Source organism: Chryseobacterium sp. R2A-55 (genome assembly GCF_021401085.1).
Taxonomy (GTDB): domain Bacteria; phylum Bacteroidota; class Bacteroidia; order Flavobacteriales; family Weeksellaceae; genus Kaistella.
This window is the reverse complement of the sequence record NZ_JACBFP010000001.1, coordinates 556658-577211: the sequence shown is the minus strand read 5'-3', so window position 1 is coordinate 577211 and position 20554 is coordinate 556658. Positions and strand designations below refer to the sequence as shown.

The 20554-nt window shown below is 41.3% G+C and carries 25 protein-coding genes and 1 pseudogene; 17 read left to right on the top strand and 9 right to left on the bottom strand.

The genetic code is table 11. The features are described 5' to 3' along the window. Nucleotides 1-41 precede the first annotated feature (41 nt). The 4 genes and pseudogenes from L0951_RS02685 to L0951_RS02670 form a co-directional block, all read right to left on the bottom strand. Entirely contained in the window at nt 42-341 is a 300-nt protein-coding gene (locus tag L0951_RS02685; protein ID WP_234109307.1) for a type II toxin-antitoxin system RelE/ParE family toxin, read from the bottom strand. After that, nucleotides 341-589 carry a type II toxin-antitoxin system ParD family antitoxin gene (locus L0951_RS02680; protein ID WP_234109306.1) on the bottom strand — a complete coding sequence of 83 codons (249 nt, stop codon included), beginning with the start codon at nt 587-589 and terminating at the stop codon, nt 341-343. The genes L0951_RS02685 and L0951_RS02680 overlap by 1 nt, the downstream gene beginning before the upstream one ends. Before the next feature lie 304 nt (nt 590-893). Continuing rightward, nucleotides 894-1250 carry a type II toxin-antitoxin system HigA family antitoxin gene (locus L0951_RS02675; RefSeq protein WP_234109305.1) on the bottom strand — a complete coding sequence of 119 codons (357 nt, stop codon included), beginning with the start codon at nt 1248-1250 and terminating at the stop codon, nt 894-896. Between the two features lie 4 nt (nt 1251-1254). Continuing rightward, nucleotides 1255-1521 (bottom strand): annotated as a pseudogene (locus L0951_RS02670) (type II toxin-antitoxin system HigB family toxin); the annotation flags it as partial. A gap of 716 nt (nt 1522-2237) precedes the next feature. Between L0951_RS02670 and L0951_RS02665 the strand changes: the two are divergent. The 8 genes from L0951_RS02665 (at nt 2238) to L0951_RS02630 (ending at nt 8478) form a co-directional block, all read left to right on the top strand. After that, the gene (locus L0951_RS02665) at nt 2238-3371 is read left to right on the top strand and encodes an NAD(P)/FAD-dependent oxidoreductase (protein WP_234109304.1); all 1134 of its coding nucleotides are present in this window, start codon (nt 2238-2240) and stop codon (nt 3369-3371) included. A gap of 5 nt (nt 3372-3376) precedes the next feature. Further along, nucleotides 3377-4087, top strand: a complete 711-nt coding sequence (locus L0951_RS02660) for a methyltransferase domain-containing protein (protein ID WP_234109303.1) — start codon at nt 3377-3379, stop codon at nt 4085-4087. Nucleotides 4088-4123: 36 nt separating this feature from the next. Beyond that, nucleotides 4124-5176 carry a type III polyketide synthase gene (locus tag L0951_RS02655; RefSeq protein WP_234109302.1) on the top strand — a complete coding sequence of 351 codons (1053 nt, stop codon included), beginning with the start codon at nt 4124-4126 and terminating at the stop codon, nt 5174-5176. Then, a complete protein-coding gene (locus tag L0951_RS02650) occupies nt 5170-5967 on the top strand; it encodes an SDR family oxidoreductase (protein ID WP_234109301.1) in 798 nt (265 codons plus the stop codon). The genes L0951_RS02655 and L0951_RS02650 overlap by 7 nt, the downstream gene beginning before the upstream one ends. Further along, nucleotides 5967-6401, top strand: a complete 435-nt coding sequence (locus L0951_RS02645; RefSeq protein ID WP_234109300.1) for a 3-hydroxyacyl-ACP dehydratase FabZ family protein — start codon at nt 5967-5969, stop codon at nt 6399-6401. Before L0951_RS02650 ends, L0951_RS02645 begins: the two co-directional genes overlap by 1 nt. A 1-nt stretch (nt 6402) precedes the next feature. Further along, a complete protein-coding gene (locus L0951_RS02640; protein ID WP_234109299.1) occupies nt 6403-7677 on the top strand; it encodes a beta-ketoacyl-[acyl-carrier-protein] synthase family protein in 1275 nt (424 codons plus the stop codon). An 18-nt stretch (nt 7678-7695) separates the two neighbouring features. Then, a complete protein-coding gene (locus L0951_RS02635; RefSeq protein ID WP_234109298.1) occupies nt 7696-7950 on the top strand; it encodes an acyl carrier protein in 255 nt (84 codons plus the stop codon). Between the two features lie 231 nt (nt 7951-8181). Next, a complete protein-coding gene (locus L0951_RS02630; protein WP_234109297.1) occupies nt 8182-8478 on the top strand; it encodes a glycosyltransferase in 297 nt (98 codons plus the stop codon). A gap of 405 nt (nt 8479-8883) precedes the next feature. Here L0951_RS02630 and L0951_RS02625 read toward each other — a convergent pair whose 3' ends face one another. Beyond that, the gene (locus L0951_RS02625; RefSeq protein ID WP_234109296.1) at nt 8884-9867 is read right to left on the bottom strand and encodes a lipoate--protein ligase; all 984 of its coding nucleotides are present in this window, start codon (nt 9865-9867) and stop codon (nt 8884-8886) included. Between the two features lie 418 nt (nt 9868-10285). Between L0951_RS02625 and L0951_RS02620 the strand changes: the two genes are divergently transcribed. The 6 genes from L0951_RS02620 to L0951_RS02595 all read left to right on the top strand — a co-directional run bounded on the left by L0951_RS02620 (nt 10286) and on the right by L0951_RS02595 (nt 14133). Beyond that, nucleotides 10286-10918: a Crp/Fnr family transcriptional regulator gene (locus L0951_RS02620; RefSeq protein ID WP_234109295.1), complete on the top strand. Its 633-nt coding sequence runs from the start codon at nt 10286-10288 to the stop codon at nt 10916-10918. 137 nt (nt 10919-11055) lie between these two features. Then, nucleotides 11056-11904, top strand: coding sequence for a DUF5777 family beta-barrel protein (locus tag L0951_RS02615; protein WP_234109294.1), 849 nt, complete (start codon nt 11056-11058; stop codon nt 11902-11904). Between the two features lie 17 nt (nt 11905-11921). After that, nucleotides 11922-12278: a c-type cytochrome gene (locus L0951_RS02610; protein ID WP_234109293.1), complete on the top strand. Its 357-nt coding sequence runs from the start codon at nt 11922-11924 to the stop codon at nt 12276-12278. Nucleotides 12279-12309: 31 nt separating this feature from the next. After that, entirely contained in the window at nt 12310-12855 is a 546-nt protein-coding gene (locus L0951_RS02605) for a YceI family protein (protein ID WP_234109292.1), read from the top strand. Continuing rightward, nucleotides 12855-13376: an ankyrin repeat domain-containing protein gene (locus L0951_RS02600; protein ID WP_234109291.1), complete on the top strand. Its 522-nt coding sequence runs from the start codon at nt 12855-12857 to the stop codon at nt 13374-13376. Before L0951_RS02605 ends, L0951_RS02600 begins: the two co-directional genes overlap by 1 nt. A 1-nt stretch (nt 13377) precedes the next feature. Next, the gene (locus L0951_RS02595) at nt 13378-14133 is read left to right on the top strand and encodes a T9SS type A sorting domain-containing protein (protein ID WP_234109290.1); all 756 of its coding nucleotides are present in this window, start codon (nt 13378-13380) and stop codon (nt 14131-14133) included. Nucleotides 14134-14998: 865 nt separating this feature from the next. Here the strand turns inward: L0951_RS02595 and L0951_RS02590 are convergent. Together L0951_RS02590 and lpxK are read right to left on the bottom strand one after the other, a co-directional pair. Beyond that, nucleotides 14999-15814, bottom strand: a complete 816-nt coding sequence (locus L0951_RS02590) for a purine-nucleoside phosphorylase (RefSeq protein WP_234109289.1) — start codon at nt 15812-15814, stop codon at nt 14999-15001. After that, complete coding sequence (gene lpxK / locus L0951_RS02585; protein ID WP_234109288.1) at nt 15798-16823, bottom strand: tetraacyldisaccharide 4'-kinase; 1026 nt, start codon at nt 16821-16823, stop codon at nt 15798-15800. The genes L0951_RS02590 and lpxK overlap by 17 nt, the downstream gene beginning before the upstream one ends. Before the next feature lie 175 nt (nt 16824-16998). Between lpxK and L0951_RS02580 the strand changes: the two genes are divergently transcribed. From L0951_RS02580 to L0951_RS02570, 3 genes are all read left to right on the top strand, one after another. After that, nucleotides 16999-17982, top strand: coding sequence for a D-alanine--D-alanine ligase (locus tag L0951_RS02580; RefSeq protein ID WP_234109287.1), 984 nt, complete (start codon nt 16999-17001; stop codon nt 17980-17982). A gap of 84 nt (nt 17983-18066) precedes the next feature. Then, nucleotides 18067-18528 (top strand): pantetheine-phosphate adenylyltransferase, encoded by a 462-nt coding sequence (coaD, locus tag L0951_RS02575; RefSeq protein WP_234109286.1) that lies wholly within the window; start codon nt 18067-18069, stop codon nt 18526-18528. Between the two features lie 10 nt (nt 18529-18538). Continuing rightward, nucleotides 18539-19171 carry a trimeric intracellular cation channel family protein gene (locus tag L0951_RS02570; RefSeq protein ID WP_234109338.1) on the top strand — a complete coding sequence of 211 codons (633 nt, stop codon included), beginning with the start codon at nt 18539-18541 and terminating at the stop codon, nt 19169-19171. 67 nt (nt 19172-19238) lie between these two features. Here the strand turns inward: L0951_RS02570 and L0951_RS02565 are convergent, their stop codons facing one another. Together L0951_RS02565 and L0951_RS02560 are read right to left on the bottom strand one after the other, a co-directional pair. Continuing rightward, the gene (locus L0951_RS02565; RefSeq protein WP_234109285.1) at nt 19239-19805 is read right to left on the bottom strand and encodes a DUF2892 domain-containing protein; all 567 of its coding nucleotides are present in this window, start codon (nt 19803-19805) and stop codon (nt 19239-19241) included. A gap of 192 nt (nt 19806-19997) precedes the next feature. Continuing rightward, nucleotides 19998-20486, bottom strand: a complete 489-nt coding sequence (locus L0951_RS02560; protein ID WP_234109284.1) for a dihydrofolate reductase — start codon at nt 20484-20486, stop codon at nt 19998-20000. Between the last annotated feature and the right edge of the window lie 68 nt (nt 20487-20554).

The following is a 20554-nucleotide window of genomic DNA, read 5'->3' as shown; positions in this document are numbered from 1 at the left end:
ATCAGAGCTTAGTTGTTATCGGCAGCCAGAATTATTTGGTGTTACTCATTGATGTGAGTTTCAATGTCCATCTGATCATGAAGAATTCTAATGATTTCCACAATTTCTTCTTTCAGATTAACTTGGTAAAATATAAAATGTGATTTTACTCGGGAACGAAAATATCCTTTCCTAATTTCATTGTAATCTTTTCCGGATTTAGGATTTTCAGAAATATATTCGATTTCATCCAAAATCAAATCCAGATAATAATCTGCTTGTTTAAGCGACCATTCTTCAAAAGTATAAAGCCAAATATTTTCTAAATCAATTTCGGCTTGTTTACTGATTTTGTAATTCATTACTGAGCAGAATATTTTTCATGCAATTTCTTTTTGAAACTTTCACGATTGAAATTTGATGAAAAACCGGATTTCTCACCTTTTTTGAGCTCTTTAATTAATTCTGTCTTTTTCGTTTCTTCATGTTCAAACATTCGCAAAGCTGCTCTTACAACTTCACTTGCAGAAGAAAATTTACCGCTTTTTATTTGAGAACTGATAAAATTATCAAAATAATCGCCTAATAATATTGATGTGTTTTTTGCCATGACAATTTGGTTTAATTTCTCAATTCAAAGGTACCAAGTTTTGGTATTTAATCCAAATTTATTCACACAATATTTTTAAATCAAGCTCTGCTAACGCTTCCAATTAATTTTGATAATCAGCTTGTTATGAAATAAGAATACTCATTAGTCCAACCAAATTAAGTGATTTGTTTTTGAGTGCTTTTTACCATTCCATATAAGAACCAATATTGGAGAAAAGCCACCGGAGCTTCCGTTCAAAGGGCTTTCATCTCGTGTCCAGCGGACAATGCAAAAGCTGAGTTATTGTAGTAGAAGTCCTGATTTAATAAGCTTGAATCAAAACTTCAGACGGAATATGTAGTTTTTCAGTTAACTTGCGGATCATTTCAAGCGATAATTTTCTCTTTCGATTTAAAATTTCACTCGCTCTACTTTTTAAACCAATTACTTCGGCTAAATCATTTTGAGAATAATTGAGCTGTTCCATCCTGAATTTTATTGCCTCAATTGGATCAGGAAGTTCAATGGAATAGTGTTCATTTTCATAATTCTCAATTAAAATTCCTAAAATTTCCAATTCATCTCCATCTTTCGTTCCTGGAGTTGCATCAAAAATCTTTTCAAGTCTTTCCAAAGCTTGATTGTAATCCTGTTCTGTTTTTATAGGTTTTAATTTCATCTTTTTAAATTCTATTTGCGTCTATTTTATCATATTCAGCATGGGTTGCAATAAATCTAATCCACATCATTTGATAATGAAAATTAATCTTTACAATTAATCTATAATTATTCCCTTTTATGTTAAAACAAACTCTGTTATCTTGTAAAATACTTGCGCTCGGATATTCAGTTTTCAGTTCATTCAGATTTTTCCACTTCGCATGATCCGCTTCTTGATACCACGATTTTAGTTGTTGTTCACAATCTGAATGTTTTTCCCAAAACTCACGCTATATGTTCTTTACAATAACTATCAATTCATAAGTATTTTTATAAATATAATAATTAATTCTTAATTTGGGAAAAATGAAATAATTTAATAAAGTTCTGTTGGTGAAGGATTTCTGCTCACTCCAAATATACGCAACTAATAAATTCCCCAAAATCTTGGTTTTCATTGATTGCCAAGCTTTTAATGAAAAACTATATTCGCGCATGATATATATCCTAATCTCTGGGTTATAAAAAATACGCAACTTACTTTCACCTCCGACTTATAAAATATTTCACCCGGAGAACATCATGCGAAAGAATTGATCCGGCTCGGTTTTCCCAATGAGTCCCCGCCGCGCATGGTCTTCCGGCTTTGCGTCACACTGGAGCAGGTCCCGGTTTCTAATGACATATCCTTCTTTCATGGCTTAGTTTTCATCATAGATAAAGTTTTTTTCGGATGGACACAAAGTCAGGAGATTTTGCGCCACCGGGTATTATAATTTTTGTTAAAATAAACGAAATGCAACTGTTGATGTTAAAAAAAGCCTATAATAAATAGTAGTTTTAGATGATTTTAATTTGGATATAAAGTCTGTTGGTTTTCAATCCAAAGTACAATCTTCAGCAATTAAAATACTGAACACGATCTTCCAATTTCGGCTAAGCAGGTTGAAAAAATGCAAAAAAAAAAAGAATTATCACCAAATTTTCAGTACTTTTAATTAAAAAAGTGAAAGATTCTGACCTGAATGCGGAACTCATCATAATTGGCGGAGGTTTAGCCGGTTTAACGAGCGCAATCCATCTATCTAAACTTGGGTTTCGCGTTCTCGTCATTGAAAAGAATGCTTATCCAAAACATAAAGTCTGCGGCGAATATGTTTCGAATGAAGTTCTGCCCTATCTGAACTGGCTGGATTTTGACCCGGAAAACTTAAGTCCTGCGCATATTGACTTCCTGCATTTTTCAACACAGTCAGGTGAATCGCTCAGGATTCAGCTGCCGCTTGGTGGTTTTGGAGTAAGCCGTTATGCACTGGATTATTCGCTGTATTTGAAGGCGATCTCTCAAAATTGTACTGTCCTGAAAGATCAGGTGAAAGAGGCTTGTTTCAAAGATGATATTTTCAGCGTTCATCTGGCTTCCGGAAAGACAGTTACTTCGTCCGTTGTTCTGGGTGCTTTCGGAAAGAGATCCACTTTAGATCAAAAAATGGAAAGAAAATTTTTCCATCAAAAGTCGCCCTGGCTGGCTGTGAAATCTCATTATAAAGGCGATTTCCCAAGCGATTTGGTTGGGCTGCATCATTTTAAAGGAGGTTACTGCGGCGTGTCAAAAGTAGAGCATGACCTCATCAATATTTGTTATCTTACTAATTTTGAATCATTTAAGGAATTTAAAAACATTGCAGAGTTTCAGGAAAAAGTGGTGTCGCAAAACCCTCATTTAAAAGCTATTCTGAACCATGCAGAAGCAGTCTCAGAAAAACCTTTGACGATCAGTCAAATTTCTTTTGCAGGCAAGAATACTGTTGAGAACCATGTGCTCATGATTGGCGATACGGCGGGACTGATTCATCCGCTCTGCGGAAACGGAATGGCCATGGCCATTCATAGTGCGAAATTGGCCTCAGAAGCCGTTTCTGATTTTCTGCGTAAGAAAACCTCCAGGGCAGTGATGGAAAGAACCTACCAGATACTTTGGGATCAGAACTTCAGGAAAAGGATGCTGTATGGCCGGTATTTGGGAAAGATCTTAGAACATGCCTCTTTGTCGGAAATTCTAACCAAAATGATTAAATTTATTCCTTCTATTTTGCCTTTCATCATCAAAAAAACACACGGGAAAGAAATTTTAATGTAATAACAATGGCTCCGGACACCACCTACAGAACAGATACCCCAGAAACCATGGATGATTTTTCGATGGATAACGCTGAACTGACGAAGGCACTGGATGATATTTCCCGGGTCAATCAGTTTTTGGGCGGAAACTCCGTCACTTTAAACGGGGTAAAATATTTACTGAAAAAGGTTCCAAAAGATGCTGAAATCACCATCATGGATTTTGGCTGCGGAAATGGTGAGATTCTTAGAATACTTTCGGAATATGGTGTTGCGAACGGCCTGAATTTTAAACTGATCGGCATGGATGCCAACCCAGCGACCATCCGATATGCGGAAATGTGTTCTGCCGGTTATGAGAATATCAGCTATCTGCCGGAAGATATTTTTCAGCACGGCTTCTTGAAATACAATGTTGATATAGCCCTGATAACGCTTACTTTGCATCACTTTAAAGATGATGAAATCATAAAAATACTGCGCGCCATATTTAATTGGACAACGAAAGGAATTGTTGTCAATGATCTGCAGCGCAGCTGGCTCCCCTACAGGCTTTTTCAGGCGATCATCTATGTATGCAGGCTGGATAAAATGACGGCAGAAGATGGACTGGTCTCAATTTTAAGAGGATTTAAAAAATCAGAACTTGTAAAATATTCTGCAGCATTAAATTTTAAAAAGTACCGGATTACCTGGAAATGGGCCTTCCGTTACCAGTGGATTATCGAAAAATAAAATCAAAACCGGGCGCTTCGTGCCCTGCCATATCCTATGAGTGTGAAAATAGTTTCAGTTGCCCGGCAAATTCCGAAATATTCCCGTACAACTGCAGAAATCTTACCGTTTTTGGATCAGTGGCTTTGCGGACAAGACCGCCGTTTTGTCCGTAAAGTGAAAAAGATTTTTGAAGGAGCCCAAGTGGATGAGCGGTATTCCATTATGGATCCGGAAGAAGTTTTCACTGCCACTTCGTTTGAAGATAAAAATGAGGTGTATGCCCGCGAAGTGGTCCTTCTTGGCGCACAGGTTTTGCAGAAAGCTCTGGACCAGGCCGGTTGGAATCCGCAATCTCTGGATTATATCATCACTGTCAGCTGCACAGGCATCATGATTCCTTCGCTCGATGCCTATCTGATCAATGAATTGAATCTGCGGCAGGATATCGTCCGTTTACCGGTAACCGAAATGGGCTGTGCTGCAGGCGTTTCCGCGATCATTTATGCCGGGAATTTCCTCCGGTCCTATCGGGGAAAGCGCGCTGCCGTCATCGCAGTAGAAAGCCCGACCGCTACCTTTCAACTGGAAGATTTTTCCATGGCGAATGTAGTAAGTGCCGCTATTTTCGGCGATGGTGCGGCCTGCGTGCTTCTGTCGTCTGATGAAGATGCGGATGGCCCAGAAATTCTTGCCGGAGAAATGTATCACTTCTATAACAACGAACACATGATGGGTTTTAAACTCACCAATTCAGGACTTCAAATGATCCTGGATATCGAAGTTCCGGATCTTATTGCAGAACATTTCCCTGCGGTGGTTCATTCTTTTTTGGCCAGACAAAATTTGGAAATCAAGGATATCAATCATTTTATTTTTCACCCCGGTGGGAAAAAGATTGTGCAGATGGTGGAGTCGCTCTTCGCCGAGGCCGGCAAAAATATCGATGCTACAAAAGAAATTTTGCGCCTTTACGGGAATATGTCAAGTGCCACCGTACTTTATGTTCTGGAAGAAATAATGAATCAAAAACCGCTGAAAGGCGAGAAAGGACTGATGCTGAGTTTCGGTCCCGGCTTTTCTGCACAAAGAGTTTTATTGCAATGGTAAGAAGGTTTGAAAATAAAAATCACTGGGCGCTGATTTTGGGCGGAAGTTCGGGTTTAGGCCTTGCGTCTGCAAAGAAGCTGGCATCCGAAGGGATGAATATCTGTGTGATTCACCGTAATTCCCGCACAGAAATGGAAACGATCAACAAAGAATTTTCTTTCATTAAGAATGAAAAGGTGGAGTTTTTAAGTCTGAATAAAGATGTCTTAAATCCTCAACATCAGCAGGAAATCATCACGGAGTTGAGAACAGCTTTAGGTTCTGTTGGAAAAATCCGGTGTCTGCTGCACAGCATTGCCAAGGGAAATTTAAAACCCATGACCGGACCTGAAACCGAAAGTCTGTCGGCAGATGATTTCAGTATTACGATTCACGCCATGGCAACCAGTTTATATGTCTGGACGAAACTGATCTTTAATGAAGATCTTTTTGCTGACGATGCACGAGTTCTTGCTTTTACGAGTGAAGGAAGCACAAAACCCATGATTCATTATGCCGCTGTTTCTGCTGCCAAAGCAGCTCTGGAAGTCATTTCGCGAAATATAGCGCTGGAATTTGCCCCTTTTGGGTTAAGATCGAACTGCATTCAGGCTGGAGTTACAGATACGAGATCATTACAGATGATTCCGGGCAGTGAAAGGCTTAAAGAATTTACCGTAAAACGCAATCCTTTCAAAAGATTAACTCAGGCTGAAGAAGTGGCGAATGTAGTGAGTTTATTGTGTCAGGATGAGGCTTCCTGGATTAATGGCTGTATCATTCCTGTGGATGGCGGCGAACATTTAAGGTGATGACTGCGGCAGAGATCATACAAAAATTACCCTATGACCGTCCATTTCTATTTGTGGATGAATTGATCAGGGTAGATGAAAATGGTGCGGCGGGCACTTTTACTTTTTCAGAAAATTTAGATTTTTATGAAGGACATTTTAAGCATCACCCGTTAACTCCAGGTGTTATTTTGACAGAGGTGATGGCGCAGATTGGATTGGTCTGTCTGGGAATTTATTTGAGTGGAGACCAACTTACTCCGGAGACATCATTTGGGTTAACGTCAACTGCCATTGAATTTCTGAAGCCGGTTTTTCCAAATGAAAAAGTCACCGTGATTTCTGAGAAAATCTACTTTCGCTTTCACAAACTGAAATGTAAAGTTAAGATGCTGAATGAGAAGGGCGAAACTGTTTGTGAAGGTACTATTGCCGGAATCATTAAAGCGAATTAAGATGTCAAGAAGAGTCGTAATCACTGGTTTAGGTGTCGTTGCTCCCAACGGAATCGGGCAGGACGAATTCCAAAGTGCATTAAAAGAAGGCCGCTCCGGAATCCGTTTTGATCAACAATTGGCTGACCTGCAATTTTCGTGTCAGGTCTCGGGAACTCCGCCCATTGTGACAGGAAACCTGGAACACTACTTTACGGATTTAGAACTGCGTAATTTCAAATCCACAGGAATTATGTATGGGGTGATTGCAGGTTTGGATGCCTGGAACGATGCCGGTTTAGAAATCACAGAAGGTCAGGATCCCGATTGGGACAGCGGCACTGTATTTGGCGCCGGAACTTCCGGAATCGAAAAATTCAGGGAGAGTATTTACAAGATTGACGCTTTGCAAACGCGCAAATTAGGAAGCACAGCGGTATCGCAAACCATGAACAGTGGCATCAGTGCTTATTTAGGAGGAAAACTGGGTTTGGGAAATCAGGTCACCACCAATTCGTCTGCATGTACCACGGGAACAGAAAGTATTTTAATGGCTTTCGACCGCATCAAATCGGGAAAAGCAAAACGCATGCTTGCCGGAAGTACGAGTGATTCGGGCGCTTATATCTGGGCGGGCTTCGATGCGATAAAAGTCTGTAATTTTAAAAGCAATGAGCGTCCTGAAGCAGCTTCCCGACCCATGAGTACATCTGCTGCAGGTTTCGTACCAGGTAGCGGCGCCGGAGCTTTGGTGCTGGAAGATCTGGAATCTGCACTTTCCCGAAATGCAAAAATCTATGCAGAGGTTCTGGGCGGAAACCTGAACAGCGGCGGCCAACGCGGCGGCGGAAGCATGACGGCACCCAATTCTGCAGCGGTTCAGAGATGTGTGCAGGATGCGATTGCGGAGGCACAGATTATGGCAGAAGAGATAGACTACATCAGCGGACATTTGACTGCAACTTCCAAAGACGGCACAGAAATCAAAAATTTAGCAGAGGCCCTGAACCGTTTCGGAAAAGATTTTCCTTTTATCAATTCCCTAAAAGCTTTAACCGGACACTGCCTTTCGGCCGCGGGAAGTATTGAGTCCGTTGCCACTGTTTTGCAGTTGGCTGGGCATTTTGTGGCGCCCAATATCAATTGCGAAGATTTGCACCCGGAAATTGTGGAGGTAATTGATTCTGCATGTGTTCCGCAAAGTCTTTTAGAGAAAAACATCAAAATTGCCGCTAAAGTAAGTTTTGGTTTTGGCGATGTGAACGGATGTATTATTTTTAAGAAATTCACTGAGTAAATATTTTATCTGACCCTTATGAACAGAGAAGCAAATCTTGCAAAACTGGCCGAGATTGTAAAACCTTACGTTAAAGATGCGCCGGCTTTAGAACAATTGACAGAAGACACGGATTTCATCAATGACTTAAATATCAATTCGGCCAATCTGGTTGACGTGATTCTGGATGTGGAAGAAGTTTTTGATATTGAAATCGATAACGAATCCATGGAGAAAATGCGTGACGTGAAATCTGCATTAGCGGTGATTGAACAAAAACTGGCTGAAAAATAAACTTAAGGATTTGTGGGATGGGTATCTTACTTCCACTGCGGATACTGGCGGGCGCAAAGGCGAGTCGCTACGGAAAACAATTCAATATCAATGCCAATATTTGAATCCTGTCTCATTGGTTGGTCGGATAAAGCGGTGAATTGAAAGTGCCATAAAAAACCCTGTCGGGGAATTGATAGAGAAAAGCCCATCCACAAGTATAAAATGGCAGCCTTGTGCAACTGAGAAAACATGAAATGCGACTGGAGATATCGAGGTGTTTTAGTATGTAATGCTCTGGTTTTCCCGAGCTACCGCGAAGGTTTCCCGAAAATGGTTTTGCAGGCAGGTGCCATGGGACTTCCTTCCATTGTCATCAATATCAATGGCTGCAGTGAAATCGTTACCGACGGAAAAAACGGTCTGATCATTCCACCAAAAGATGTGGAACAGCTGAAAGTTGCCATGGTAAAGATGATGGATGGTGAAATCTGGAAGGAACTTCAGCGGCATGCGCGTCCGGAAATCGCTGACAAATTCGCCCAGTAAAATGTCTGGCAAGCACTGTTGGAGGAATACAGAAGTTTTGGCAAGTAAGGGCTGTTTTTTACAATTATTTTGTGATTGCAGCAAAGTCAGAGGTAGTGAACAAACGGTTGAGCTTTTTACCACTGTGAAAAAAATGAGTTGACAGTCTTGGGCTTTATTTCCATTCATTGCACAAAACTTCGACAAGGGGATAAAGTTAAGTTGAATCTTTGGCGGTCAGATTACTAAGGAAATAAGGTCTCTTCGCGGATCCTTTGCAAGTTAAGAAAAACGTCTTTAAAAAGGTCAGTCGTCCATTCACTGTGCAGCAATTTGACAGCGCAATGATGCAAAGCTTCCTGAATTGAATTAACACGGTTTCGGCGGATTTCTATGACGATCGTTTTCCGGACGGATTGCCGAAAGCTACTTAAACACCTCTATCACTTCATCCACAGTCACCTTCCCGAAATATCCGGTGAGGTCCATGGTGGAGAGGAGGTTTCTCAGGTCTTCGATTTCGTGTTTTTGGCCGATCAGTTTGGATTCCAGTTCTTCCAAGGCTTTTTCGGCAAAGAAGTCGCCATAGATTTTTGCCTTCTCGATGAATCCCTTGTGCACATCCAGGTGTACTTCGATGTATCCGGCAGGAATCTTAATGGCTTTCTGGAAATTGTAGTTGGGTGAGAATCCGAAATTCCATTCCCAGGTTTGGTATTTTTCCGCTGCCAGTTTTTCGATTTCCACGATGTCTTCTTCGGTGAGGGTATATCGTTCAGAACCCGGATTGTTTTGGTGGATTTCTGCAGTCAGGTAATTTTTCAGATCTTCTGTGGAGGTCGTTTCTGGCAGGTAGTTGATGAGGTTGGTTACCCTCGATCGGTTGGATTTGGTGGCTTTATCGATGAATTTCAGGGGATTGGGGATCAGAGCTTCGGCCAAAACTTCCATTTCTGAATTCAGAAGGATGGTTCCGTGTTGGATCATTTTCCCTTTTCGGGCGAGTTTCGCATTGCCGCTGAATTTTTTATCCTCCACGAGCAGGTCGTTTCTGCCTTTCAAAACGGCCGGAACGCCGAGCCGGTTGAGCACGTTCAGCACGGGTTGGGTAAATTGTCTGAAATCTCCGAAATCATCATCACCCAGCACTTTGTGGAAAGAGAAGTTCAGATTCCCCAAATCATGATACACGGCACCGCCTCCAGACATTCTGCGCACCACTTTGATGTCTTTTTCCTTCACGTAATCCAGATTGATTTCGGCGAGGGTATTCTGGAATTTCCCGACTATGATGGAAGGCGCGTTCACATACAGCAAAAAGATCTCTTCGGTTGGGAATCTGCTGAGCAAATATTCTTCGGAAGCGATATTGAAATAGGCGTTGTTTGAAGGGGAATCTATTATCAGCATGCGTAATTTTTTGCAAATTTAGGGAAAAAGGTCATATGGAGGAACGCGAGGTCGGCTTCTTTAAAGGATACGCCGCCCAGGAATTAGGATGAAAACGCATCCTGTTCCGCAAGTAACAAAGTGGCAGCGCAAGAATCACCCTAATTTCCTCATTCCCGTTCATGCTGCAAAATTCGGATCAGGGAATAGTGTTACGCTGAGCCGGTGTTTACGATATGCCCTGAATTTCCGGAAACTAAGTTCCCATGTGAATTTATCATCGGAATAGGCATCAACAGCAGATTGGATTCTTCAAAATTGATTTTTTGGATTATTTCAATGATTTGGATAAAATGTTGCTGAATTTGTCCGAATATTTAGTTTGCTTTAACAGTATTTTATTGTATTTATAAAATTCTTATTTTTACAGGAAAATTATATGGACGGTTTTGCACAAATTTCTGAGAAGCTTGCATTCATAGGAGCTGATTTCTTATCAGAATTCGGAATTCATGCTGTGCAGAAGTCAGTCGATGCCAAGACTGAACTCATGCGGGTGGGGCAAAATGTGAAGTATATTCCGATTGTGGCAAGCGGACTCATTAAAGTTTACGGACTCGTTGATGAGAAGGAGTTTCTTTATTATTATGTGCGTGCAGGACAAAGCTGCATTATGACTTTTTCAAGTATTTTCGATGATCAGCAAAGCAAGGTCTTTGCGGTTTCCGAGGAGGCGTCGGAAATTATCTTATTACCTGTGACTTCGGTTCGAAAATGGCTGAATCAATATCCGGAATTCAACCATTTCTTTTACCGGCAGTATGAACTAAGATACAGTGCCCTGATTGAAATGCTGAACCAGGCCATTTTTCACCGGCTCGACAAAAGAATTCTGGAATATCTGAACAACAGGATGACTCTTTTGGCAAAAGATGAACTGAGAATTTCGCATAAGGAAATTGCAAATGATGTGGGTACCGCCCGGGAAGTGGTAAGCAGAATCCTGAAAAAATTTGAGAATGAGGGCGTCATTACCCAAACGTCTTCTGTGATCAAATTCAGGAGGTTGTGACTTTAGTCACCGGTTATTTGGTTCCAAGATGTTATTTTTGATTCGCCACATGCGTAAATCACCCGGTTTTTGAAGGAGGAAATGACGTAATGTTCTTCTTTCCGTTAATGATGGTGGTTTTATAAAAGTCACAACTTATGATTTTCAAAAGCAGCATCTTGTTTTTTTCTTTTTGCTTCGGTCATTTTTTGACGGCGCAGAACAATGACCTGTTAAAAGAGATTGATACCGTCAAAGCCGCTGAAATTTACCAGCCAAGTTTCAAAGCGCTGCAAATCGTGACCGGTCAGTCCACCAAAATGCCTTCCAGGAAAGAGTTTTATCTTGATATTTCTCACCGTTTCGGTGACGTGAGCGAAGGATTCAAAAATTTTTTCGGGTTAGATCATGCCACCACGAAGTTGGGTGTGGTTTATGGTTTGACAGATGGGATCTCGTTCAGCGCCTCGCGGCATACTTATCAAAAAACCTTTGAGTTTGGGGTGAAGTACCGGATTCTGAAACAACTGGGGAACTCGCCTTTTGATGTGGTGGGATACCACGTGGGCGCCATTAATTCAGAACTCAGCACCGATCAGTATCCTGACCTTCGTTTTAACGACCGGCTTGCCTATTTTTCGCAATTGCTTATTTCGCGGAGGTTCTCCGAGAATTTCAGCTTGCAGCTTTCGCCGAGTTTTGTGCATAAAAACCTTATTGATCCGGTGATTGAGAATAAAAATCTGTTTTCTACGGGAATTGGTGGCAGGTACAAAGTTTCCAGGAGAATTTCCCTGAATGCAGAATATTTTCTGAATTTTGATGACAAAAAATTCTATAAAAATCCGCTGTCGGTAGGAATGGATATCGATACGGGAGGTCATGTATTTCAACTGGTTTTTACTAATTCACAACCCAATACGGAAACAGGATACCTCACCAATGCGACAGGTGATTGGGCTAAAGGACATTTCTTTTTTGGGTTTAATCTCTATAGGGTCTTCTAAAAAACTTTGCTAGTAAAATGAGAAATGCCGTAAAAATAATATTCGTTACCATCATTTTTTCAGTGACCAGCTGTGACACGAGGACTTATGATGAAATCTCACCAAAGGTGGTCATCCCACCGAAAGTCACCTATAATCAGGATGTGAAACAAATCATAATAAGCAACTGTGTAACTTGCCATTCTGCGGTGGGTGCTGCAAATTTCTACCCGCTCACCGATTACAGCCTGGTGAAAAATGCCATTGACAATATTTTGGATCGGGTTCAAAAACCTGCCGGAGATCCTGGGAAAATGCCTCAGGGAGGAAGTTTGTCCACAACCAATATCGATATCCTGAAAAAGTGGAAAGCAGATGGCCTCCTGGAACAGTAGCGATAAAAAAACATGATAAAAGAGCAATAAAATGAAACAGAAAATCATCACCCTATTGTGCATTTTGATGGCAGGTTCTGCTTTTTCGCAGAAATATCTGACTAAGTCCGGGACGGTGCATTTTGAAGCGAATGTTCCTCTTTTTGAAGACGTGGACGCCAAACATGGATCCACAGTAGCGGTCTTGAATTCCGACAGCGGTGATCTGGCGGTGATTTCCACGGTAAAGGATTTCCGGTTCAAAGTGGCTTTAATGGAAGAACATTTTAATGAGAATTACGCCGAATCGGCAAAATTCCCGAAGACCACCTTTGTGGGAAAGATTTTAAATTTCAATAAAGAAGATTTGTCGGCGACGCCAAAAAGCTATACCATCAGCGGTGTGCACCATTTTCATGGAGCCGATAGGAATGTAACGTCAGTGGCTTCTATTTTCACCAAAGATGGAAAAATCATTATTTCCGGAAAATTTATTGCAAGACCGGCTGATTATCAGGTGAAAATACCGAAAATGGTCATGAGAAAAATCGCTGAGCAAGTCAATGTGGATTATCAATTTGAACTCGCTAAACAATAATGAAGACGTTTGCACTACTTTTTTGCTTGGTTTTTACCACACTGATTTTCGCACAGCAGAAAACCGTATTTGAGATTGCCAGAACTGGAACTGTGGAAGAAATGAATACACTTTTTCAGCAAGATCCCAAGGTCATCAATTCAGTGGATGCGATGTCTTTTTCGCCGTTAATTTTAGCGTGTTACCGCGGCAATTCCGAGGTTGCCCGATTTTTAATGGATAATGGGGCAGACGTCAATTATTTAAGTGATGAAGGCACGGCACTGGCCGCGATATGCATTAATTTCAACCAAGACTTGCTAAAGCTTCTGCTGAAGCACGGTGCTGATCCCAACATCGCAGATGCCAACGGAACCACTCCATTGATCTGGGCCGTAAAGCGTGGAAATGAATCGCTGACCAAAACTTTGCTGCAAGCCAAGGCAGATAAAAATCACAAAGATCAATTGGGAATGACGGCTTTTGAATACGCCATCCAATCACAAAAAGAAAATATCATCAACCTATTTAAAATTTATTAATATGAAATTGAAAACTTTATTTCTTGGAGCGGTCCTGATGGTTGCCATCTCGCTTAAGGGCCAATTTTCTTCTGGAACGGTTTCATTGGGAACCACCGGAATGACCGTAAAGATTGACACAGATCCTACATTCCTAACGCTCACACTCAATGGTGCAAGCGGCAGTTTTATGGGGATAGGTGCGGGCGCAGATGGAATGGCGCTGGGTGCTGATGGATTTATCTACAACTCTTCAGCGAGCAGAGATTATACCTTTCAGGGAGTTGGGGTGACGCCGGTAGCAGATGCCCAACAGGATTGGACAATCATGTCTGACGTGGTGACTGGTTCAGTGAGAACTGTGGTTGCCAAAAGAACGCTTGCAGGCGGTCCCGGCGATGTGTTGGTGCCTAATGCCGCTGGAATATTGGAAATTTTCTACGCAAAAGGAAGTACTTTGACCCTTGCCCAACACACCAGCAACAACCGGGGTTATGCCACGTTGGTCATGAGTCCTATTTTGGCAGTGGGAGAATCAGGAAATGTGGAAAAATCGTTTAGTATTTTTCCAGTACCTGCCAAAGATGTGATTAACTTTAAGAACGGGGAACAAATCAAATCGGTTACCATTTTGGATCAGTCTGGTAAGATTGTGATTTCAGAAGCTGCAATGGTGAATGGTCAGGTGGCTATTTCTAAACTTCAGCCGGGTATTTACTTTGTGGAAGTGAAAGATAAATCAGGTAATACTTCTTACCAGAAAATGATCAAGAACTAGACTTTCTATTTGATAGATTATGCGAACACCCCGGAGAATTCCTGGGTGTTTTTCTTAATGGGAAGCTCTAGTGCGTTGGGCGAATATACACCTGTGTAAAACAAAACATTCCGCAACCTTTTAAGGTTTTGATAAGGGAATAAGGTTGAAATACATCTGGGTCTGCGAAATTACTAAGGGAATAAGGTTTTTGGTTTTTGGGAAATTCGTCAACCTTCCACCAGCATTGGTAATGTCAACCTTATTCCCTTAGTAACCATCCATTAGCAAAGTGAAAGTCAACCTTTTTCCTTTTAGTATGTGGCGATGCAAGAATCGACCTTATTCCGTTAGTAACTAAACGCATTCAGAAAGCGCACAAAACCTTATTTCCTTAGTAACCATCCATTAGCAAAGTGAAAGTCAATCTTTTTCCTTTTAGTGAGTGGCGATGCAAGAATCGACCTTATTCCGTTAGTAACTAAACGCATTCAGAAAGCGCACAAAACCTTATTTCCTTAGTAACCATCCACTAGCATGGCGAAATTCAACCTTATTCCCTTAGTAACCATCTGTCAACATAGCGAAAGTGAACCTTATTCCCTTATTCCAGCATTTCGATAAGGGAATAAGGTTAAGATGAGTCTGGGTATGCTAAATTACTAATGGAATAAGGTTCTTTATCAGCTCATTTAAATCTTTTCTCCATGAGCTAAAGGCAAAACTAATATTGAAAAATCTGATGGTGAATTTTGAAAAGACACCGATGAAATTTAGATAAAACTCTTAAAATTAAGAATGGATTTTTGTTGCGAATTTGCGACTGTCCTGCTCAAGGAAAATGAAGTTCCGAAGTTTAAACTGCGAACCGCGTATCCCGAAAATCCTAAGAATAATTCTTCACCAAACCTTTCACCACACGAATTACATTCGGCATTGCTTTATTGGCTGCCTCCAGAACTTCGTCATGAGAAACGGTGAATGCGATGTCGGGCCCGCCAACATCGGTGATGATGGAGATTCCGAAACAGTTCATTCCCTGGTGTTTTGCCACGATGACTTCCGGAACGGTGCTCATTCCCACCGCATCGCCCCCAATTGCACGAATCATGCCGTATTCGGCAGGGGTTTCGAAAGTAGGTCCCTGTAATGCGACATAGACGCCTTTGTGAACGGAAATATTGTTTTCTTTGGCGAAATTTTCGGCAACTTCCAGCATTTTTTTGTGATAAGGTTCGCTCATATCTACAAATCTCGGTCCGAACTCGTCGATGTTTTTGCCCCGAAGCGGATGTTCCGGCATCATATTGATATGGTCGGAAATCAGCATGATATCGGCAACCCGGAAGTTTGGATTCACGCCGCCGGATGCATTAGAAACAATGAGGTTTTTGATGCCCAAAAGATGAAATACCCGGAATGGAAAAACCACAGTCTGGATATCGTGTCCTTCATAATAGTGGAATCTTCCGCTCAGCATCAAAACTTTTTTGCCTTCCAAGATTCCGTAAATCAGTTTTCCGCCGTGTCCCACAACAGTAGTTTGCGGAAAGTTAGGGATTTCGGTGTAGTCCAAAATACAGAGGGGTTCCACTTCGTCCTTCAGTTTTCCCAATCCGGAACCTAAAACAATGGCGAAATCGGGGGTTTCTTTGATGATATTTTTGATGAAACTGGCGGTTTCCTTAATGCTTTCTAACATAATCCAAAACGATTTGGTTGAACTCTTCCCTTTTGTCTATGTTTACATTGATCGGCCAATAATAAACAAGATCACGAAGGTAGTCAAAAGTTTTCAGTCGAACATAGTCTTTTTCGGTCGTCAAAATCAATCTGTATTCGCCCAATTTTTTGTATTCCTTCAAAATATTCTGGATATCCTGATCGCTGAAATTATGATGGTCTTTGAATTTCAAATGTTTCACCCGCTGAGAAAACCTGGAAAGATGATCTATCAGCGGTTTCGGATTGGCAATTCCGGTGATGAGCAAAATATCGTAATACCCGAGATTATTATCGGGCAAAGATTTGTCATGGGAGTACACATTCTCGTCATAACCAATGCTGGAGAAGAAGACCTTTTGATCATGTTGTGGCTTAATCCTCGATATATAGTATTGTTTTTTTTCGTCGGTCAAGTTATCTGGACATTTTGAAACCATGATGATTTGTGCGCGCTTTTTGCCGGAACGGCTTTCCCTTAAATCTCCGGCAGGAAGCAGGAAATCCCTAAAATAGGGATCGTTGTAATCGGTCATTAGAATATTGAAACCGGGATTGATGGCGCGGTGCTGGTAGGCATCATCCAAAATCAGGACATCCAGATCCATATCGGCGATGATTTTTTTTGCTCCCGGAACTCTTTCCTCGGAAACGCCGATGACGAAACGGTTTCTGAATCTTTCAAAGAGCTGCATTGCTTCGTCGCCCACGGTTTTGTAGTTGCTGTCGTAATTCGTGATTCCGTAACCTTTCGTGACTCTTCCGTAACCTCTGGAAAGCACGCCGGTTCGGAAATGTCTGGATAGAAGGTCGGCGAGGTACATCACCATAGGGGATTTACCGCTTCCGCCCACGGAAAGATTCCCGACATTGATGATCGGCGTCTTGAATTTTGTAGAACTAAAAATTCCCCAGCTATAAAAGGTGTTCCGGATTGCCGTCACCAAATGATAAACAAGAGAAAAAGGGTAGAGATACCATCTTTTCATCAGAAAATGTGCATTTTATGAGGTCACATTCAACCTTGTGGTTTCATGGGGTGCAAAAATAAGCATTTTTGGGTGGATATTAAAAGTTGATTTCAACGTATTTGGATAAATTAAATCTGCAACGGACTGTTGTTTCACAACAAATTGTTTAATTTTGCTCTATATAGAAAAAACAATGAACAAGAAAAACGTAGCCGTGGTGATGGGCGGTTATTCCGATGAATACAAGGTTTCCCTGAAAAGCGGGCAACTCATTTATGATTCACTCGACCGGGATTTGTACCATGTCTATAAAGTGGTGATCCTGAAGGATGAGTGGTATTTTTTGGATGACCGGGGTGAAAAATCACCCATCAACAAAGCCGATTTCTCTGTCCATCTGAGTAGCGGATTTGATGTGAAGTTTGATGTTTGTTTCAACATCATCCACGGAAAACCGGGTGAGAATGGCGAGCTTCAGGCATATTGGGATACGATCGGCCAAAAGTACACCGGCTGCAATTTTTATCAAAGTGCTTTGACTTTCAACAAAAAAGATACCCTTGCTGTTTTGGCGAAATATGGAATTCCTTCCGCAAAGAGCATTTATTTAAGGAAAGGAGAAAATATTGACGAAGATCAAATCATACAGGAATTAGGTTTGCCACTGTTTGTAAAACCCAATCAGAGCGGATCTTCATTGGGAATTTCTAAAGTTAAGGAGCAAGCTGAACTAAGCAAAGCCCTGGATTTCGCTTTTGCAGAAGATGACCAGATCCTGATCGAAAGCTTCCTGAACGGAATGGAAGTTTCAGTGGGAGTGGTTGATTTTAATGGCGAAACCATTGTTTTGGGAATCACCGAAATCGTTCCTCATAAAGAATTCTTCGATTACGAGGCAAAATACGAAGGTGCTTCCGAAGAAATTACTCCGGCAAGAATCGATGAGGAAACCCGAATCAAAGTGGAAGAAATGGCTAAAAGAGCTTATGATTCCTTAGGGATGAGTGGCTTTTCACGAAGTGAGTTCATTATTATGAATGGCGTTCCTTTCATGCTGGAAATGAACACCAATCCTGGATTTTCACCGGCATCCATCCTTCCTCAGCAAGCAAAAATCTATGGGATTTCCATCAAGGATTTGTGCGGAAATGAAGTGGAGAAAGCCCTTCGGAAATAATTAACAGTAAATGATTTCAGGAACCCAACCTGAAGCTTCAGACTTTAAACCCACCTGTCGGCAGACAGACCTGAAACAGAATTTATGAGAATCGCCGTTTTTCCAGGATCATTTGATCCGATCACTTTAGGACATTATGATATCGTGGAGAGAGCCTATCCGCTCTTTGATAAAATCATCATTGCCATCGGGCAAAATTCGCAGAAGAAGTACATGTTTTCTCTGGCGCAAAGAATGGAGTTCATCAGAAAAACTTTTAAGGATTTCCCGAATATCGAAGTGGACCATTTCGAGGGATTGACCATCGATTATTGCCGGAGCAAAAATGTGAATTTCATTCTGCGGGGTCTAAGAAATCCGGCAGATTTCGAGTTTGAGAAAGCTATTGCGCAGACCAATCGTGAGCTGACCAGGGAAAACAAGATTGAAACGATATTCCTTCTTACTTCGTCCGGAAAATCATTTATCAGCAGCAGTATTGTTAGGGAAATCATCAGTTTCAGAGGTAATTATGAACTTTTAGTACCAGACGCGGTTCGCGTTTAATAATTTGGATATTCATCAAAACTTCAACCTTCTTATAGAAATACTCGGAACGATTTCGTTTGCGATGTCTGGCGCTTTTGCCGCAATGCAAAAACGTTTTGACCCGTTTGGAGTTTTGATTATTTCATTTGTCACTGCAGTGGGCGGCGGAACGGTAAGAGATTTACTGCTCGATGTTCCCGTTTTCTGGATGCGCGATATGGTAATGTGTTCGGTAATCTTTATTACCTGCATCATCGCGATGATTTTTAAGTCGCTGGAAAGCAGATTCCGAGTAACGTTATTTCTGTTCGACAGTTTCGGTTTGGGACTTTTCACCATTGTAGGAATCCAAAAGGGGATGAATGCCGATTTACACCCGGTTATCTGCATTACTTTGGGAACGATCACGGGTTGTTTCGGGGGCATTATCCGGGATATCTTGCTGAACAGGATTCCGTTGATTTTCAGGAAAGAAATTTATGCCACCGCGAGCATTATTGGTGGAACCATATTTCTGTTTTTGGTGTACAATACCCGTCTTTCGTACACTTTTGTGCAGATTTCAACTATTTTGCTGATTGTGCTGATCAGAACATTAGCCGTAAAATACCATTGGCAGATGCCTAAGTTTTATGGGGTTGACAACAGCTCGGAAATGTAAAGCATTTGATTTCTTTGCAAACATCCAATTTGTCCTATGATCCATAGGATTCATTAATTACATCGCTCTAAAAGAATTTTCCTCTCTGCCGCATATTCGGATTGTGCATGTGTTTCTGCATGGATGGCATTTTCAGCTGGTCTCTCAGCATTTTGATCTGGTCGGTCATCATTCCGGCGGTGTCTAATCTTTTGGCTTCTTCCAAAAGTTTTTGGGCCTCCTGCTTTCTTCCTTTCTGCAAAGCTCCTGCTGCGATGTTCAAAGTGGCCATTGCGCGGTCATGCTTCATGTTGAGTCCGTAATCCAGAGCTTTTCGCATTAAGGGTTCCACCTGGTGCGGATGTTCCTGTGCCAATGTAAGACCCTGCAGATAATGGAAATATCCGTATTGCGATTTATGGAGTTGGGATTCAAAATTGGTGATTTTTGAAAGCCATTTTGATGTTTTTGGGACATTCTGTTTCCTTAAAAACCAAAACGCCAAAAGGATAAATTCATTCTTAAAAAACAGCAAGACCGGAATTGCGGAAAGGATGACCACCACGATTCCCCAGCCAATATTTCTGTTAGACATCAGGTAAATTCCTGCAGCAATCATGAGCGCTGCAATCACGAATTTTATGTATTTGTTCATTGTTGAAAATTAATGGTGCAAAAGTAAGGAAATTGTGGATTTGGTGCAATCCCGTATTCTCCTGATGAAAGTATTGCGGTTGGTGCAATGGTTGCAATTGGTTCCGGGTGCCTTTTAACGAATGAAATTGTCTTTTATGTATTGAACTTCGGTGCCTTTACAGTATTCAAAAATTGCAGATGGTTTTGTCTTTTACTTTACTTTTTCATAAGTCTGAAAACAAAAATCAAAATTATTCTTCTCATCCTTTTCGTGGCAAACTTCACCGGTTTTTTTCCAGATTTTTTCGTCAATTTCGGGGAAAAAGGTATCTGCGTCGATGGTGGTCTTTATTTCGGTGACTTCCAGTTTGTCTGCGATGTCCATGGTTTGTTCAAAAATGTTTCCGCCCCCAATGATGAAGATGTCCTCGTCAATTTTTTGGGCGAATTTCAGAGCTTCCTTCAAGCTTCCCACGATCAGGATTCCTTCCTCGAACCAGTCCTTTTTTCTGGAGACCACGATGTTTGTCCGGTTGGGAAGCGGTTTTCCGATGCTTTCAAATGTTTTTCTTCCCATGATGATCGGGTGGTTTGAAGTAATTTCCTTGAAATGTTTTAAGTCTTTTGGGAGATGCCACGGTAACAGATTATCAATACCAATCTCACGATTCAGCCCCATTGCCACCACTAATGTTATCATTTTTTAAGAAATTTTTACAAATTTAGCACATAATTTGTATATTTGGGTGTCGAATAATTAACATTAAA